This window comes from Sporosarcina koreensis (assembly GCF_042655825.1).
Classification (GTDB): domain Bacteria; phylum Bacillota; class Bacilli; order Bacillales_A; family Planococcaceae; genus Sporosarcina; species Sporosarcina koreensis.
This window is the reverse complement of sequence record NZ_JBHSNP010000028.1, coordinates 279,066-295,642: the sequence shown is the minus strand read 5'-3', so window position 1 is coordinate 295,642 and position 16,577 is coordinate 279,066. Positions and strand designations below refer to the sequence as shown.

Here is a 16,577-nt window from a genome sequence, read left to right as displayed (position 1 = left end):
CCCCAGCAACAGCCTGATTGTGAACGAATCAACCTGCAGCAGTAGCTTAAAGGGGGAAAAAAGAAGTTGAACAAGCGTAGATGGATCATGGCAATGTTTGCCGCTATCCTCCTGATGTCCACGATTGTGGGTGGATCAGGGGCATTGGCGAGCACATTGAGCGATTTGAAGAAGGAACAAAAGCAAAACCAACAAAAAAAGCAAAATCTGAAAAGCGGCATAGAGAAAAAAGAAAGTGCAATCAAGGCGACCGAGAATGAAATCGATAAGTTTCTAAAACAAATCGATGCATTGAATAAAGAGATCGATGAAACGAACGCGAACATCAACCGCGTGATCGATCACATCAACAAAACGACCGCAGAGATCGAAGAGTTGAAGGCATCCATTGAGGATCTCGAAAAGAAGATCGCTGAACGTGATGTCGTCCTTCGGGAAAGAGTGCGCGCGATGCAAGTGAAGGGCAACGATGTCAGTTACATAGATGTCCTGCTTGGCGCTAATAGTTTCGCTGATTTCATCGACCGTTTTTCCGCAGTCTCAACACTGATGGATGCAGACCGCGATATTATGCGTAAACAGCAGGAAGATATTGAGCAGCTTGAAGCTGAAAAAGCGCTTGTTGAAAAAAAGCTGAAAGAGTTGGAAGACAATAAAGCGAAGTTCGAAAAGCTGAATGCACATCTAAAAGCAAGGAAACAAGAGAAAAATAAAGTGATCGACCAATTGGAAGCGGAGCAGGAAAGGCATTCAAGGGAAAAGAAGCAATTAGAAGGAGAACTTCATGAAGCAATTGAAGTAGACGCACAATTGGAGAAGAAAGTGATCGCCGAGCAGAAGCGTATTGCGGAAATCGCCCGTAAAGAGGCGGAGCGCAAACGGAAAGCCCGAGAGGCAGCCGCTAAAGCTAAGCCGGGCTCACTGCCACATGTATCCAATGGCTTCTGGACGAAACCTGCCAATGGAACGTATTCCTCTTCATTCGGCTGGCGTGTCCACCCAATCTATAATACTAAACGTCAACATCGTGGAGCGGATATTGCCGCACCGATCGGAACGCCGGTCGTAGCAGCAGGGGATGGAGTCGTTTCGTATGCCGGGCAAATGGGCGGCTACGGGAATGTGATCATGATTACTCATTCTACAAATGGCGGTATTTTCACGACTGTCTACGCACATCTATCGAAAATAGGCGTCGGCACTGGACAAGTTGTCGACAAAGGTTCGTATATCGGAAATATCGGCAATACGGGAGCATCGACGGGTCCTCACTTGCATTTCGAAATGCATATCGGGAACTGGACAGCATCTGGTCCGAGCGCTGTGAACCCGTTGCGATATGTTTCATTTTAAATGAATAATGACACGGAACCGCATCTCAATTCGCAGATGCGGTTCCTTTTTTTATTTCAAGCGAAACTTCACAAAGTCTTCCCAATTGTCCACGATACTGGAAGCATTATGCTCGCAACGAAGAAATAATTCCTTTAGCATTAGCCATATACGGATTAAAGGGGTTTAAACTCGGATGATTGTCACGAAGCTATTTCTGATCGGCAATTTCACGGCGCCCTCCACTTGGGTCGCTTTCATCATTGCCTGCCTATTTTCATATATTGCAATCCGGCTGAAATTCGGGAAACAGCCCGCGAACCGGTTCGGGGATGCAATATTTTATCTTATCATCATATGGAAATTGTCGGTCATCATCACGGATTTCAAGATCGTTATCCATGCGCCGTTCGCGATTGTTTATTTCAATGGAGGGCTTGTCGGGTTCATCCTTGGATTGGCTTTCGTCGCTTACAAGACATGGCTTGATTGGAAAAAAGGCCGGATTGACAAGAGTATGCTCGTCGTTCTTTTCATCGGCGCAGTAACTGTCCAAGCCGTCTTCCAAGTGATGATGGTACTGTTGAATGAAGGAAGCTTGTTCGCGCGCGTCGGAACGGCTGTCGTATTTATAGGACTTCTATTTTTCATTTGGAAAAACGTCGAGCAAAGCGGAAGCCACATCGTGCAGCTTTCATTGCTGTTCATGGCGGCCCATGTCTTTGTCGCTGCCATCCAGCCGAAAGGTTTGATAAATCCGCCGCTGCTCGTGACGGTATTGATCGGCTTTTTTTTCATGGCGCTATTTGTGAAGGAATCAACTTTAGAACAAACGGACGGGGGTAAAACAGGATGAACAAGAAAGTGATCGGTTACGTCATCGCCGCGCTTCTCATCGGATCGATGGTCGCAATCATGGTCAATCAAAACGTGAAGATGGCGGATCCGATAGATAAATCGAACGTCCTCATCGAACCGAAAGATGGGACGGAAGGGGATGTCAAGGAAGGTACAGTCGGATTGGATTTCGGCAATCTCCCTCCCGACTTCGAGCTCGCCACATTGGATGGCGAAACACTTAAATTATCCGATCTGAAAGGGAAAAAAGTCGTCCTGAATTTCTGGGCAACATGGTGTCCGCCGTGCAAGGCAGAAATGCCCCATATGCAAAATTACTACCGGAATTCCGCGGAAGAAGATAATGTGGAAATCGTCGCCGTCAATTTGACGAACAGTGAAAACCGGGGCGTAAAAGTCGTCCAGGAATTCGTTGACTCATACGGTTTGACGTTCAAAATCCCATTGGATGAAACGGGAGTTGTCGGCGAAGAGTATGTGGTGTTCCAAATTCCGACGACGTATATGCTGAACACGGACGGAACGATTTCCCAAATTGTAAAAGGACCGATGGATGAATCGACCTTGAAAACACTAATTGACGACCTTGATTGAAGAAAGCCGGATTTCTGTTGTCGTAACTGACTGATTTCGTTCATATAGTGGACGGAGGAGGGATGTTATCGATGCGCAGAAGCCGGTTTTTAGTTTTTGCGTTATTAGCGGTAATGGCGGCGAGCATATTTCTCGTGTTGGACGGCTGCTCGTCGGATAAAGGGAGAAGGGCGGATTCGGCGACTAAAGGGGCGTTCTCCGTCATCGACGAAGCGTATGGCATCATTCAGGAGAAGGCGGTGTACCCGGTCGAAGGGGACAGGCTCATCGAAGGGGCGCTCCGCGGCATGGCGGATGTAATCGGGGACCCGTATTCCACGTATCTCACGGAGGAGGAGGCAGCGTCGCATCGGGAGTCGCTCGCGGGTGAGAAAGTCGGCATCGGTGCAGAAATTACAAGGTCTGGCGGCAGGTTTATCATTGTTGCGCCAATTAAAGGATCCCCAGCAGAAAAAGCGGGTCTGCAGCCTTACGACGAAATCGTCCGCATCAACAGGGAAGCGCTCGGAGGATTGACGTTGCAGGAAGTCATCAAGAAAATCAAAGGCAAGGAAGGAACCGCCTTGGAAATGACCATTTACAGGCCGGACTTGAACAAGCATCTTGAATTGAAAGTGATGCGTGAAGTCATTCCTGTGAAAACGGTGTCAGCTGAATTGATGGAGGAAAGGGGCACGAAATTCGGTTACATAGCGTTGACGATGTTCGGAGATGAGACGGCGGCCGAATGGAAGAAGGCGACCGATGAAATGATCAAAGGTGGCGCCGAAGCGCTTGTAATCGACGTGCGCGGCAATCCGGGAGGCTATTTGCGTGCCGTAGGTGAAGTTGCCGGAAGTTTATTGAAGGAAGGTTCAAATTTCGCTTACATGCAAAATGCGAAAGGCCAATTGACGCCTCTCACAGTGGAGCCTTCAAAGAAATTCACGTATGATGAAAAACTGAAAAAAATGCCGGTTATCCTGCTTCAGGATAAAGGGAGCGCATCGGCAAGCGAAGTGTTGAGCGGAGCAATTAAAGACCTGCGAAGGGGCTTCATTATAGGCCAAGTGAGCTTCGGTAAAGGGACTGTCCAAGATACGATGGAGCTTTCGAACGGCGGCGAGATGAAGCTGTCAACCCATAAATGGCTGACGCCGAAAGAGACGTGGATTCATGGGAAAGGCGTCAACGTCGACTTGGTCTCCGAGCAAAACAAGCTATTCACCGAGCATATCCGTTTCTCGACGGATGTCTATGCAGTCGGCGATTATCATGAGGATATCGCCTATGCACAACGGATTCTATCCGGTCTCGGCTATCACCTCGAACGCAATGACGGCTACTTCGATGAGACGACAGCCGTTGCCGTACACGAATTCCGGGTGAATGAAAAAGTGTCTCCGGAAAGCATCATGGACCGCAAATTCTTCGCCGCGCTCCGCGTACGCATTGAGAACTATCGTAAAGATAAGGCGAACGACACCCAGTTACAGGTCGCGATTGGGTATATGCATCACTTGTTGAGTAAATGAAATGGGAAGGGCTCAATTAATTGCGCAAGGGCTCATTTATTCACACAAGGGCTCTATTAAATGCACAAGGGCTCAATAATTTTCCCACTCCAAACTCCCTGCACCCGCAGGGAGTTTTTTGGCATGGCGAAATGATAAATTTCTCAACCGTCTCACACGCGAGTCGTTTCTTTTGATACAATAGGGAATAATCATGTTTTCGGGGATGGGATGGTGAGGTTGATGAGTGAACAAGTACTATTGGATCTGGTACAAGCTATTGCACTATTTTTCCTGAACCCAGTTTGGTTGGTTGCCCTAGTGGCAGCGGTCGGGTTAGGATACTTCCGGGTAAAGCGGGAGCGGCGCAGCTTCCTCGTGCGACTTCATCCCGGCTTGACGGAAATGAAAAGGCTCCTTGCTGAATCATGGCTGCCTGCGCTGATTGTTTCGGTATTGATCTCGGGAATCGGCTTGACCGTCGATGTTGGTTGGATCGTAATCTTTTCAGCAGTCGCCATTTTCGCGATGATTACGTTTTACTATCAGGTAGCATCGCCGATCTATTTTGCGGCAATCGCATTTTTCGGTCTGTATGCATTCCAGCAATGGGGACCCGACTTTACGTATAGCGGATGGTCGCCAGCTGACGTCGACCCGTTCGGGGACATGGCACTGACGGTTCCGGTTATTGCGGGGCTTTTCCTTATTGTGGAGGGGTTCCTCATCCGCCATCATACTGCCGCTTATGCTTCTCCGTTTTTGGCGAAGACGAACCGCGGGCTGAGGGCTGCAGCGTTTAAATCCAAACGGCTTTGGCTATTGCCGATCTTGCTTGTAATTCCTGGAGATCTCCTGTCGGCAATCGCGCCATATTGGCCGCAATTCACGATAGGGGCTACCGCGTTCAGTTTTCTGCCAGTGCCGATTATTATCGGTTTTTCCCAAGTTGCAAGGGCAAGTTTTCCGGACGTGCTGTTCCCGAAAATTGGACAAGCAGTCACCGTACTGGGCGTCGTTGTCGTCATTGTTGGTGCACTTGCTTGGTGGATGCCGATACTCGGCTGGGCGGCGCTGCTTATCGGTGTCGTCTGCAGGGTCATGCTTTCCATCCTGGTCGCTGTACGGGAGCGGAAGGGTGGATTTGCGGCTGCACCCCAATCGACGGGCGTCATCATCGCGGGCATCTTGCCGGACTCGCCGGGTGAAAAACTCGGATTGGTTCCAGGGGAATGCATCCGTAAGGTAAATGGCATCCAAGTGTCGAATGAAAAGGAATTGTATGATGCGATTCAAGTGAATGCGGCCCATTGCCGACTGCAAGTGATTGGCCGCGACGGTGAAGTGCGGCTCATGCAGCAAGTGCTCTACCGTCATGATCATCACCGGTTAGGACTATTAGTCGTCCGTTGATCCGATTCGGAAGGTAAGGTGGAAAATGGATATCGCAACATTGGAAACGAAATTGATGCTCGCCTTGTTCCTGCCTGGATTGCTCGTCGTGTTTTTCACGCGTGTCACGTTCCACCATCTTGTCGGACTGGCGTTGACGATTGCGCTCATCGCGGCATCGGTTTATGCGGGTTACACGCATAACTGGATTTTGTACGCGGCAGATGCACTTTCGCTGACGGTCGGGTTCTGGTATGCGACGCGGATGGTGAAGAGGGCGAGGAAGCAGGGAAATCAGGTGGATGAATGAATAATTAAAGGCCGCTCCGGTTATGGAGCGGCCTTATTCTTCGTTTATGCGGGATTTATGATCACTCACCAAGCTTTAATCACATAAAAAAGCTATAAATAGCAAGCACGCCAATCGTTCCTAGCACAACCGGCATGACGCCACCGCCTAAAAACGCGATAAGGAAGGCGGTCGAGGCGCCAATCACGCCGAATAGGATATTGCCTTCCTGGACGAAAATGATCGCCGGGAAGATGAGTGCTCCGAGTACAGCGTACGGAATGTTGCTAAGGACGCCGCTGACGATCGGGGGCAGTTCCTTGCCGTCAAGGAATGTGAGTGGCACCATCCTCGGAATGTAGGTGACGAGTGCCATTCCAAAGAGCATCCACCAATAGGTCGGTCCCATTACGATTCCTCCTTTTCCTTGAGCAGGGCATGGGCGTTATTGCCTCGCCGTGCATAGATGATTTCAATAAGAATCGCCGAACCGAGCGTCGAGACGAGAATTGCCCAGCCGGTTGAAAGCAGTTCGCCGAGATAGATGATGCAGTGGATGACGGCTGCGAGTGCCGCAAGATTGACTACTTTGCGGTTCCCTTTCATGGCGGGAACGAGCAGGCCGATGAACATGGCGTAAAGGGCGATCGACATGGCGACTTGCAGGAAGTCGGGCAGATTGGCGCCTACGACGTGGCCTGCCGCAGTGAAGGCGACCCAGCTGCCGTAGGCAATGATCGTCACGCCGAATGCGTAGGCGGTCGAGATTTTCCCTTCTTTCCCCGTTGCAAGGACCGAGAACGATTCGTCTGTAATGCCGAATGAGTAGATCGCTTTCACCCATTTCGGTGCGCGATGCATCTTTTCATTCAACGAAGCCGTCATTAGAAAGTGGCGGATGTTGACGATGAATGTGTTGATGACGATCGTGAAGGGATCGACTCCGAACGATATTAGATTGAGCGATATGTATTGAGCGGCTCCGGCGTAGACAAATATGCTCATCGCGGTCGCTTCGATAAGGGAGAGGCCTGTCGTCTTGGCGAGCAAACCGAATGTGAGTGCGATCGGGAAGTAGCCGATCGCGATGCTGAGTCCGGCTTTCAGGCCGGCAGTGAATTGATTTTTTACCAAGGCTGTCACGTCTTTCTCATATGTATGATTGAAATTATACTATATTTTGACGTTTTGGTGTTATTCTATAAGGGAAAAGGGAATATTCGATAATATATTGATAGCAGGAATCGGAAAAGCCGATTGTTGATAGGCGAGGGTGTTGCAGATGGGTGAATGGCTAGATGTTGATAAAATTACCGAGTTGGCGGGTCAGTACAAGGCGTTGGGGCCGTTTATCGGCCTTTTGCTGCCTTTCATAGAATCGTTTTTACCTTTTTTGCCGCTATTCGTTTTTGTTATTGCGAATTCTGTGGCCTACGGAATATGGTACGGTTTTGTTTTATCATGGGCGGGGGCGACGGTGGGCTCGTATGCCGTATTTTTGATAATCCGAAAATATGGAAGGAATCGTTTTTTGCGCTTTTTGACAAGACATGAGCGCGTACAGCGGTTGATCGGCTGGGTCGAGAGGAACGGTTTCGGGCCACTGTTTATATTGATTTGCTTTCCGTTTACGCCTTCCGCACTTGTGAATCTTGTAGCAGGCTTGTCTAATATGAAGAAGAAAAGTTATTTGGCGGTCCTTATGGCGGGGAAATTCGTTATGGTTTTCACGATAGGTTTCATCGGGTATGACTTGAAGGCGTTGTTGACGCAGCCCATTCGGACGGGAATTGTCATTGGGATTATCGTACTTTTATGGCTCGTAGGCAAGTGGTTTGAGAAGCGGATTGATCGGAAAGTGGAAGAGGAGTCGAGTACGATTTTCCAAGGAGATAAAGAAGAAGATTGAGCAGTGCCTTTATGCGCGTTTCGGGCGGTTTATGCGTGAATAAAGGGATTTATGCGCGTTTGGAAAGATTTATGCGTGATTCTAGTGATTTATGCGTGAAAAAATGAATTTATGCGTTTTTTTAATCGCGGGGAGTGCATTGCGTCTGCATTTCACTGCTCGCGCTGGATGGTTTTTACAAAACAACTGAAATAGTTCCTGTCCTCCTAAACTTTCGGTACAATGAAGGGAAGGATGATAGGATTTTTTCATTTATAGAAAGGGGGAGAGGGCCATGACTTTACGGTTTGTGACAGGACGGGCCGGGACGGGGAAGACGACGGTCATCGAGCGGGAGATTGCTTCAGAGCTTGAACGGAATCCATTGGGGCCGGCTGTCATTCTGATCGTGCCTGACCAGATGTCGTATTCCATGGAGCTGAGTTTGTCGGTCAATTTCGGCTTGAATGGCTTGATCCGCGCGCAAGTTTCCACGTTCAAGCGGCTCGCGTGGCGGGTGCTGCAGGAGACGGGCGGCATTACACGGAAGGAAGTCGACGGTTTCGGATACAGGATGCTCGTGCGGAGCGTGCTGGAGGAGAACCGGGAGGAGCTGAAGCTGTTCAAGCAGGCAGCGAACAAGCGAGGCTTTACGGAAAAAATCGGCGACCTTATGAAGGAGTTCAGCCGCTATTGCTTAGACCGGGAAACGTTGGCCGAGTTCCGCGAACAGCTGGCCACTGCAGATGCACCGAGGACATTGCAGGACAAGGTGAGCGACCTTTCCTTGCTCGTATCAAAAATAGAGGAGCGTCTTGGCACCTCCTATGTCGATAGCGAGGGGCATTTGGCATTGCTAGCTTCCCAGATCAAACACTCTGAACTGATGAAAGGCGCAGAGATTTATATAGATGGATTTGAGAGTTTCACAGCGAGGGAGTATGAAATCATAACGGAACTGATGAAGCATGGGAACCGGGTGACGGTCGTCTTGCCGATGGAGGACGATTTGTCGGGGCATGCGGATCATGAATTGTTCTTCAATCCAGTGCGCACGTCGATGAAGCTCCGCGAGATTGCGCGCAATGAAGCGATTGAAATTGAAGAGGGAATCCATATGGCCGTGCCTGTCCGATTTAAAAATGACGAGCTCCGCCACTTCGAGAACGAGTTCGAGAACTATCCTCCGAAAGAAAGACCTGCCGAAGGGGCGGTCACCCTCGTCGAGGCGACGGATCGGAGAGCGGAAATCCATGCGGTCGCGAGGAAAATTCGGGAACTTGTCATGAAAGGCGGACGGTATAAGGAAATTTCGATTTTATACCGGCAGCCGGACAAGTATGATGAGCTTATTGAAACGATCTTTTCGCAATACGATATCCCGGTGTTCATCAGCCGGAAGAAGCCGATGCTCCATCACCCGCTCATCGAGTTTTCAAGGTCTGTACTCGAGGCCGTCACATCCGGCTGGACATATGAATCGGTATTCCGTGCGGTGAAGACGGATCTGTTTTTCCCGCATCGGGAAGACAAGCTTCTTTGGCGTGAGCGTGCGGACCGTCTCGAAAATTATGTGTTGGCGAACGGGATCTACGGCAATCGGTGGTTCGATGAAGCGCGCTGGAAAGTGAAGCGATATCGCGGGCTGGAACTTCATACGAACGTGCAGACCGACGAGGAGTTGGCGCTGGAACGGGAGCTTCATCTGATCCGAGACTCGATCCGGGAGCCGCTTGCGCAATTCGAAGGCAGGCTGAAGCGTTCGAAAAGTGGCCGTGATGTCGCGGAAGCGCTGTTTTTATTCATGGAATCGCTGCACGTATTCGATAAGATCATCGACTTGCGTGCGGATGAAGAGCGTGCAGGCCGCCTGTTGAACGCGACGGAGCATGAACAGGCCTGGGATTCATGGATCAATGTCCTTGACCAGTTTGTCCTCATGTTCGGCGACAAGGAGTTGGAGTTGAAGGAAGCTGCCCGGATTTTGGATGAAGGATTCGATACGCTCGAATTCACGCGCATCCCGCCGTCGCTCGATCAAGTGACGGTGACAACGATCGAGCTTGCGAGCCTTATGGAAATCGAAATGGGCTTCGTCATCGGCGTCAATGACGGTGTGCTCCCTCAACGGATTGACGCGGAGGGCCTCTTGTCCGACACGGATCGCGAATGGTTCGCGATGAGCGGCATTGAACTGGCCCCTTCGTCGAAAATGAAGCTCATGGATGAATCGTATATGGCATACCGGGCGTTCACGTCGGCAAGGCAAAAGCTTTTCATTTCCTATCCGATCGCGGATGAAGAAGGGAAGTCGCTGTTGCCATCGCTCTATATCCCGCGTATCCAACAGCTGTTGCCGGGAATAGGGCTGCAATCGGCGGTGACGGATCCTTCCGAATTGCTGAACGGCGAGGAGGAGGCCGACTATATTAGCCACCCTCGGACCGCGTTGCCATACGTCTCAATGAAAGTGAAGGAAGCGGAGCAGACGAACGAGCTTACTGCTGAATGGCGGGCGGTTCTTGAGTATTACGAGGAGGACCCGCTATGGTCTTCTGTCCTGGAATACATTACGAAGCCGATGACGGACCGGAATGAAACGGAGCGGCTCGCGCCGGCCATTACGGAAGGCTTGTATGGCAAGACATTTGTATCCAGCGTTTCGAGGATCGAATCGTATTACAGCTGCCCGTTCCAGCATTTCGCTTCATATGGACTTGGATTGCAGGAACGGATGGAATTTACGCTCGAAGCTCCATCAATCGGTGATCTGTTTCATGCTGCACTGAAATGGATTTCGGATGAAATGAACCGGACGGGAAGATCATGGACGGAGCTGTCTAAGGAGCAATGCTGGCAATTATCAAGGGATGCGATGGAGCATATCGCGCCGATGTTCTTCAACCGCATACTGCTGTCGACGAGTCGCTACCACTATATCCGCCGAAAATTGACGCATATCGTGACACGTACGATTTTCGCGCTCGGCAAACAGGCGACGAAAAGCATGTTCCGGCCAATCGCGATCGAAGCGGCTTTCGGACCTGGCGAGCAATTGCCGCCGCTTGAGATTCCGCTTCGCCGTGGCAATCAAATGAATTTGCGCGGCAGAATCGACCGGGTTGATGCAACGGAAATCGACGGACGGAATTATGTACGGATTGTCGATTATAAATCATCTTCGAAGCAGCTCGATCTGACCGACGTCTATTACGGCATATCCTTACAGATGTTGACGTACCTCGATGTAGCGGTCGAGCATGCGGAAGAATGGATCGGATTCAAGGCGGATCCCGCGGGCGTACTTTACTTGCATGTCCATAATCCGATGATCCGGACGGAGCTTGAGCTGACCGAAGATTTGGTTGAAGAAGAAATATTGAAGTCCTATAAGATGAGGGGCTATTTGCTCGATGACCCTGAAGTCGTCATGGGCATGGATGCGCAGCTCGGCAGGACGTCGTCTGTCATCCCAGCCGCCTTGAAGACGGACGGGACCTTTACAAAAACGTCAAAAGTGCTGTCGACGGATGATCTGCAAATTGTCCGGAAGTTCGTAAGGCACCGCCACCAGCAGGCGGGGGACGGGATGCTTGCAGGAGATGCGCGGGTGTATCCATATCGGCTGAAAGATAAAATGCCTTGCCAATATTGCTCGTATCGTTCGGTCTGCCAGTTCGACCCGACGAATCCCGAGCAGAAATACCGGCACTATGAAAGCATGAACCCGGAAGAATCCCTTGAGAAGATGCGGAAGGATGTGAATGATGATGGACATTCCAGTTAAACCGGCGGACGTGACGTTCACGGACGCCCAATGGAAGGCGATCTGGGCGACGGGGAAAGATGTGCTCGTATCGGCTGCGGCCGGTTCCGGGAAGACGAAAGTGCTGATTACGCGGATGATCGAGAAAGTGCTCAGTGAGCACAATCCGATTGATGTGGATGAACTGCTCGTCGTCACGTTCACAAATGCAGCGGCGGCTGAAATGCGGCACCGGATGGCGGAAGCATTGGAAGAGGCGATTGCCGTCAATCCAGACTCCATCCATTTGCGCAGGCAGCTGAGCCTGTTGAATAAAGCGCAGATCTCCACATTGCACTCCTTCTGTTTGAACGTCGTGCGCCAATATGCATACTTGATCGATATCGATCCGGGATTCCGCATCGCGGATACAACGGAAGCGGCATTGCTGCGGGATGACACGATCGGTGAAGTGCTTGAGGACGCTTATAATGCAGAAAACCCCGAAGCGATGTACAGGCTTGCGGACAGTTTTACGTCAGATCGGAACGACCAATCGATCGAGACGCTCATCGACAGGCTGTACGATTACTCGCGTGTGCACCCTTCTCCGGAACGATGGCTCCGGATGATTCCGATGCAATATGAATTGGATGAAGACGTGACGATCGACGAACTCGATTTCATCGGTCCGTTGAAGATGGCGATCCGCCATACGCTTGAGGAAGCGATTCATCTGACGGAGGATATGAAGCGGATTGCACTGATGCCGGAAGGTCCCGAACCTTTGGCTGCGACTGCTGACGCTGATCTGCAATGGATCAGGGAAGCGAAGCGTCGGATAGAAGAAGGGACTTGGGAAGAGACGTATGCGTTTTTCGGATCGCTTACATGGGTGAAGGCGGGCACGATCCGGAAGAACACATGCGATGAGGAATTGGCGAAACGGGCGAAGTCGTTACGGGATTCCGTGAAGAAGATCGTCAATTCATTGAAAGAATCATATTTTACTAGGACGCCAAAGCGTCTATTGGACGAAATCCGTCTAATGGCGCCGATGATGCATACGCTAGTTGAGCTCGTCATCGATTTCGGCAAGCGATACGGCGAAGTGAAGATGGATCGCGGTCTTGTCGACTTTTCGGATTTGGAGCATTTTGCTTTGCAGATCCTTGCGGCAGAAAAGGACGGGGAACTTGTGCCATCCGATATTGCGGTCGATTATTTGAACAGGTTCGCGGAAGTTCTAGTGGATGAATATCAGGACGTCAACTTGCTGCAAGAGGCGATCATCCAGCTCGTGAAGCGCGGCAGCGAGTCGGACGGGAATCTATTCATGGTAGGAGACGTGAAACAGTCGATTTATCGTTTCAGACTGGCGGAACCGGGGTTATTTCTTGGGAAATATAATCGATTTACGTCGGACGATAGCGAAAATGGGCTGAAGATCGATTTGAATGCCAATTTCCGAAGCCGGAAAGAAGTATTGGACGCGACGAACTTCATCTTCTCCCAAGTGATGGGCGAACGAGTCGGCGAAGTCGAATACGATGAAGCTGCAGCGTTGAAATATGGCGCCCGTTATCCGGAAAAGGAAACGCCAGCTGCATTGACGTTGTTATATGAGGCTGACGAAGAGGATATGGAAGATGAAGCAACAGAGCTGACGGGGCAAAGCCTGAAAAGTTCGCAAGCAGAAGCGCGATATATGATCAGCAGAATCAAAGAGTTGATGGCATCAGGTGCTGAAGTGACAGATGCGTTCACGGATAAACGGCGCCCTCTCGAATACAGGGATATCGTCATCCTCATGCGCTCCATGACATGGTCCGGGGAAATCGCCGAAGAGTTCAAGCTTGCGGGCATCCCGATCTATGCGGAATTGTCGCGCGGCTATTTCGAGGCGATCGAAGTGATGATCATGCTGAATACGCTCCGCGTCATCGACAATCCGTATCAGGATATTCCGCTTGCATCGGTCCTCCGCGCACCATTCGTCGGCATGACGGAAAATGAGTTGGCGCAAGTCCGTCTCGCAGCGAAGAACAAACCGTTTTACGAGGCGCTGAAACTGTTCATGGCGACAGGCGGGGCAGGGATTGCTGCGGAAACGCAAGTGAAATTGCAGCGGTTCTTCCTCATGTTCGAGGATTGGCGCAATCTAGCACGACGCGGTTCGTTGTCGGAACTCATTTGGCAAGTGTATAACGATACGCATTACTATGAAATGGTCGGCGCGATGCCGAACGGAAAGCAGCGGCAAGCGAATTTGCGCGCGCTGCATGATCGCGCCATCGATTATGAGAAGACGTCCTTCCGGGGGCTTTTCCGATTCCTCCGGTTTGTCGACCGGATGCAGAAGCGCGGTGATGATCTCGGTGCTGCCCGTTACGTGAGCGAGACGGAGGATGTCGTCCGGATCATGACGATCCACTCATCGAAAGGACTGGAATTCCCGTACGTGTTCGTCGCGGGGGCCGGCAGACAGTTCAATAAGATGGATTTCAATGAGCCGTATTTATTCGACCAGCATTTCGGTTTGGCGGTGAAGGCGATCGACCCTGAATTGCGCATCACGTACACATCACTTCCATTCCTCGCGATGAAAGAGAAGAAGGAGCTTGAAATGCGTGCGGAGGAGATGCGCGTGCTTTACGTGGCGATGACGAGGGCGAAGGAGCATCTCGAATTGATTGCCACCGTCAAGGATATTGAAAAGGCGATCGGCAGCTGGCAGGACGCGCAGCTCATCGAAGCAGGCGAAATGCTGCCGGAATATACGAGGTCGCGCGCAAACGGCTATTTAGATTGGATAGGGCCAGCGATTGCGCGGCACCCGGATTTCGGGAAATTCGGTTTCATGTACGGGGGCAGTCCCGTCAATGATCCTTCGAAGTGGGAAATTGCGGCGCATCCTGTTTCTTCATTCCTCGCGATGGAGGAACAAGAAGAGGAAATCGTCGAAAGACCTGTACCAGCAACATCCAGTGATGTCATCGACGCTGAATGGTCCAAGGAAGTGAAACGGAGATTCGACTACGTCTATCCATTCATGGCTTCCGTCGAAAAGCGATCCAAGCAGACGGTGAGCGACTTGAAAAGGGTGGCGCTGCTCGAGATGGAGCCGGATTTCGACGACTTCTTCACGACGAAGGATGATGAAGTGAGCACGCCTTATTTGCATGACCGACCGGCGTTCATGCAGTCAAGGGCGCTATCAGGAGCGGAAATCGGAACGGCGATGCATACGATCATGCAGCATATCGATCTGTCGAAGACGCATACCGTCCAAGACGTGGATCGGTTCGTCACCGAGCTGACGACGCGGCAATTATTGACGACAGAAGAAGCGAACGCAGTCGATGTGAAAGCGGTCGTCCAATTTTTCGGGACGCCGCTATTCAAAAGATTGTCCCAAGCGACAAGGATGCTCAAGGAAGTGCCGTTTACGTATGCATTTGACGGGAATGACGGCGATCATCAGATCTTGCAAGGGATCGCCGACTGCCTCTTCGAAGAAAAAGATGGCTGGGTGCTACTCGACTATAAGACGGACCGGATTCGCGGAAGATTCCGGTCCGAAGAAGAGATCCAAGCCGAAATGCAAAAATGGTATGGCATCCAGTTGAGCCTTTATAAAAAAGCGGTCGAGTCGATCGCAAGAATACAAATAAAAGAAATGGTCCTCTATTTGTTTGACGGGGAGAGGATTGTGCAAGTTCAGGAGGAAACAGTTTGAATGTAACACCGACGATTGGAAACCGCATTGAAGCGTTGGATATACTGAGGGGCTTTGCGCTCCTCGGCATCTTCATCGCGAATATGCTCACATTCCATTCACCTTATTTTTATATCGATCCACATTCGTATTTCAGTACGCCGGGTGATGTGGCATCCTACAAGCTGATCAATTTGTTTGTGGAAGCGAGCTTTTACCCGATTTTCGCCATGATGTTCGGATATGGATTGAATATGCAATATGAAAAAGCGATGGCAAACGGGACGTCATACGTACCGATGATGGCGAGGCGCCTTGCGATACTCATGGGGTTCGGCCTGATCCATGCGCTGTTCATCTGGTCGGGTGATATTTTATTCACCTATGCGCTGATGGGCTTCATCATGCTAGCTGTCGTCCGTGTTCCGAAAAAATGGCTCCTCTGGATTGCGCTCATCGTCTATTTGCTTCCGACCGCCCTATTTATCGGCGTCATGTATGCATTGACGGTGCTTAATCCGAACTCGTTGATGGAAGGGTTTGTCGATATCCAGCAGATCGAGTTGGCGATTACGGCATATGCACACGGGTCATATGGCGAAGCACTTGTTTTCCGGATTACCGAGTGGCTATTCATCGGTTTGACAAACTCCTTCCTAAGTGTTTTCATGGTCTTGCCATTGATCATGCTCGGGGCTGCCTTCTCGAAATGGAAGCTGTTTGAACGAACGGCGGAACTGAAAGGCAAAATAGCCATTGTCGGCATCATCACGTTAGCAGCTGGGATCTCCATTAAATCATGGCCGTACATCGACGGATATGATTACTATAATTTATTGATCCAGCAACTGATCGGCGGACCGATTTTGGCGATCGGCTATGCATGCGTCATCATCCTGCTTTGTACATTGCCGATTTTCCGCACGATCTTCCGGCCGATTTCAAAAGCTGGGCGGATGTCATTGACGACGTACTTGATGCAATCCATTATTGCAACACTTCTATTCTACGGATACGGCTTCGGGCTTTATGGAAAAGTGGATATAGAGACAGGGACGATGATCGCTGTCGGCATCTTTGCCATCCAGGTCATATTCGCGGAGCTCTGGCTAATGAAGTTCCGGATGGGGCCATTCGAATGGCTCTGGCGGAAAGGGACGTACGGAAAAAACATGCCGAAAAAAGAGGAGAAACAACAAGCTTTGTAGAATGGTAGTAGGTAATCGGAAATTGTGTTGAAAAGGTTTTCCATATTATAAGGAAGGATG

The 16,577-nt window shown here is 50.5% G+C and carries 12 protein-coding genes; 10 read left to right on the top strand and 2 right to left on the bottom strand.

From position 1 onward, the window contains the following. Positions 1-66 precede the first annotated feature (66 nt). From ACFPTP_RS15600 to ACFPTP_RS15575, 6 genes are all read left to right on the top strand, one after another. Complete coding sequence (locus ACFPTP_RS15600; protein ID WP_381446653.1) at positions 67-1,353, top strand: murein hydrolase activator EnvC family protein; 1,287 nt, start codon at positions 67-69, stop codon at positions 1,351-1,353. Between the two features lie 175 nt (positions 1,354-1,528). After that, complete coding sequence (locus tag ACFPTP_RS15595) at positions 1,529-2,188, top strand: hypothetical protein (RefSeq protein ID WP_381446651.1); 660 nt, start codon at positions 1,529-1,531, stop codon at positions 2,186-2,188. Continuing rightward, positions 2,185-2,784 carry a redoxin domain-containing protein gene (locus tag ACFPTP_RS15590; protein WP_381446649.1) on the top strand — a complete coding sequence of 200 codons (600 nt, stop codon included), beginning with the start codon at positions 2,185-2,187 and terminating at the stop codon, positions 2,782-2,784. Before ACFPTP_RS15595 ends, ACFPTP_RS15590 begins: the two co-directional genes overlap by 4 nt. A gap of 71 nt (positions 2,785-2,855) precedes the next feature. Then, positions 2,856-4,298, top strand: a complete 1,443-nt coding sequence (locus tag ACFPTP_RS15585; RefSeq protein WP_381446647.1) for a S41 family peptidase — start codon at positions 2,856-2,858, stop codon at positions 4,296-4,298. Positions 4,299-4,520: 222 nt separating this feature from the next. Next, positions 4,521-5,690 (top strand): PDZ domain-containing protein, encoded by a 1,170-nt coding sequence (locus ACFPTP_RS15580; RefSeq protein WP_381446644.1) that lies wholly within the window; start codon positions 4,521-4,523, stop codon positions 5,688-5,690. A 25-nt stretch (positions 5,691-5,715) separates the two neighbouring features. After that, the gene (locus ACFPTP_RS15575) at positions 5,716-5,979 is read left to right on the top strand and encodes a CsbA family protein (RefSeq protein ID WP_381446642.1); all 264 of its coding nucleotides are present in this window, start codon (positions 5,716-5,718) and stop codon (positions 5,977-5,979) included. Positions 5,980-6,058: 79 nt separating this feature from the next. Here ACFPTP_RS15575 and ACFPTP_RS15570 read toward each other — a convergent pair whose 3' ends face one another. Then, positions 6,059-6,367, bottom strand: a complete 309-nt coding sequence (locus tag ACFPTP_RS15570; RefSeq protein WP_381446640.1) for an AzlD domain-containing protein — start codon at positions 6,365-6,367, stop codon at positions 6,059-6,061. Continuing rightward, positions 6,367-7,092, bottom strand: a complete 726-nt coding sequence (locus tag ACFPTP_RS15565; protein WP_381446635.1) for an AzlC family ABC transporter permease — start codon at positions 7,090-7,092, stop codon at positions 6,367-6,369. Before ACFPTP_RS15565 ends, ACFPTP_RS15570 begins: the two co-directional genes overlap by 1 nt. 148 nt (positions 7,093-7,240) lie before the next feature. Between ACFPTP_RS15565 and ACFPTP_RS15560 the strand changes: the two genes are divergently transcribed. The 4 genes from ACFPTP_RS15560 to ACFPTP_RS15545 all read left to right on the top strand — a co-directional run bounded on the left by ACFPTP_RS15560 (position 7,241) and on the right by ACFPTP_RS15545 (position 16,517). Then, complete coding sequence (locus tag ACFPTP_RS15560) at positions 7,241-7,867, top strand: TVP38/TMEM64 family protein (protein ID WP_381446632.1); 627 nt, start codon at positions 7,241-7,243, stop codon at positions 7,865-7,867. 274 nt (positions 7,868-8,141) lie between these two features. Continuing rightward, positions 8,142-11,633 carry a helicase-exonuclease AddAB subunit AddB gene (gene addB / locus ACFPTP_RS15555; protein ID WP_381446630.1) on the top strand — a complete coding sequence of 1,164 codons (3,492 nt, stop codon included), beginning with the start codon at positions 8,142-8,144 and terminating at the stop codon, positions 11,631-11,633. After that, positions 11,611-15,330, top strand: coding sequence for a helicase-exonuclease AddAB subunit AddA (gene addA / locus ACFPTP_RS15550; RefSeq protein WP_381446627.1), 3,720 nt, complete (start codon positions 11,611-11,613; stop codon positions 15,328-15,330). The genes addB and addA overlap by 23 nt, the downstream gene beginning before the upstream one ends. Continuing rightward, complete coding sequence (locus ACFPTP_RS15545; RefSeq protein WP_381446625.1) at positions 15,327-16,517, top strand: DUF418 domain-containing protein; 1,191 nt, start codon at positions 15,327-15,329, stop codon at positions 16,515-16,517. Before addA ends, ACFPTP_RS15545 begins: the two co-directional genes overlap by 4 nt. The last annotated feature ends 60 nt before the right edge of the window (positions 16,518-16,577 follow it).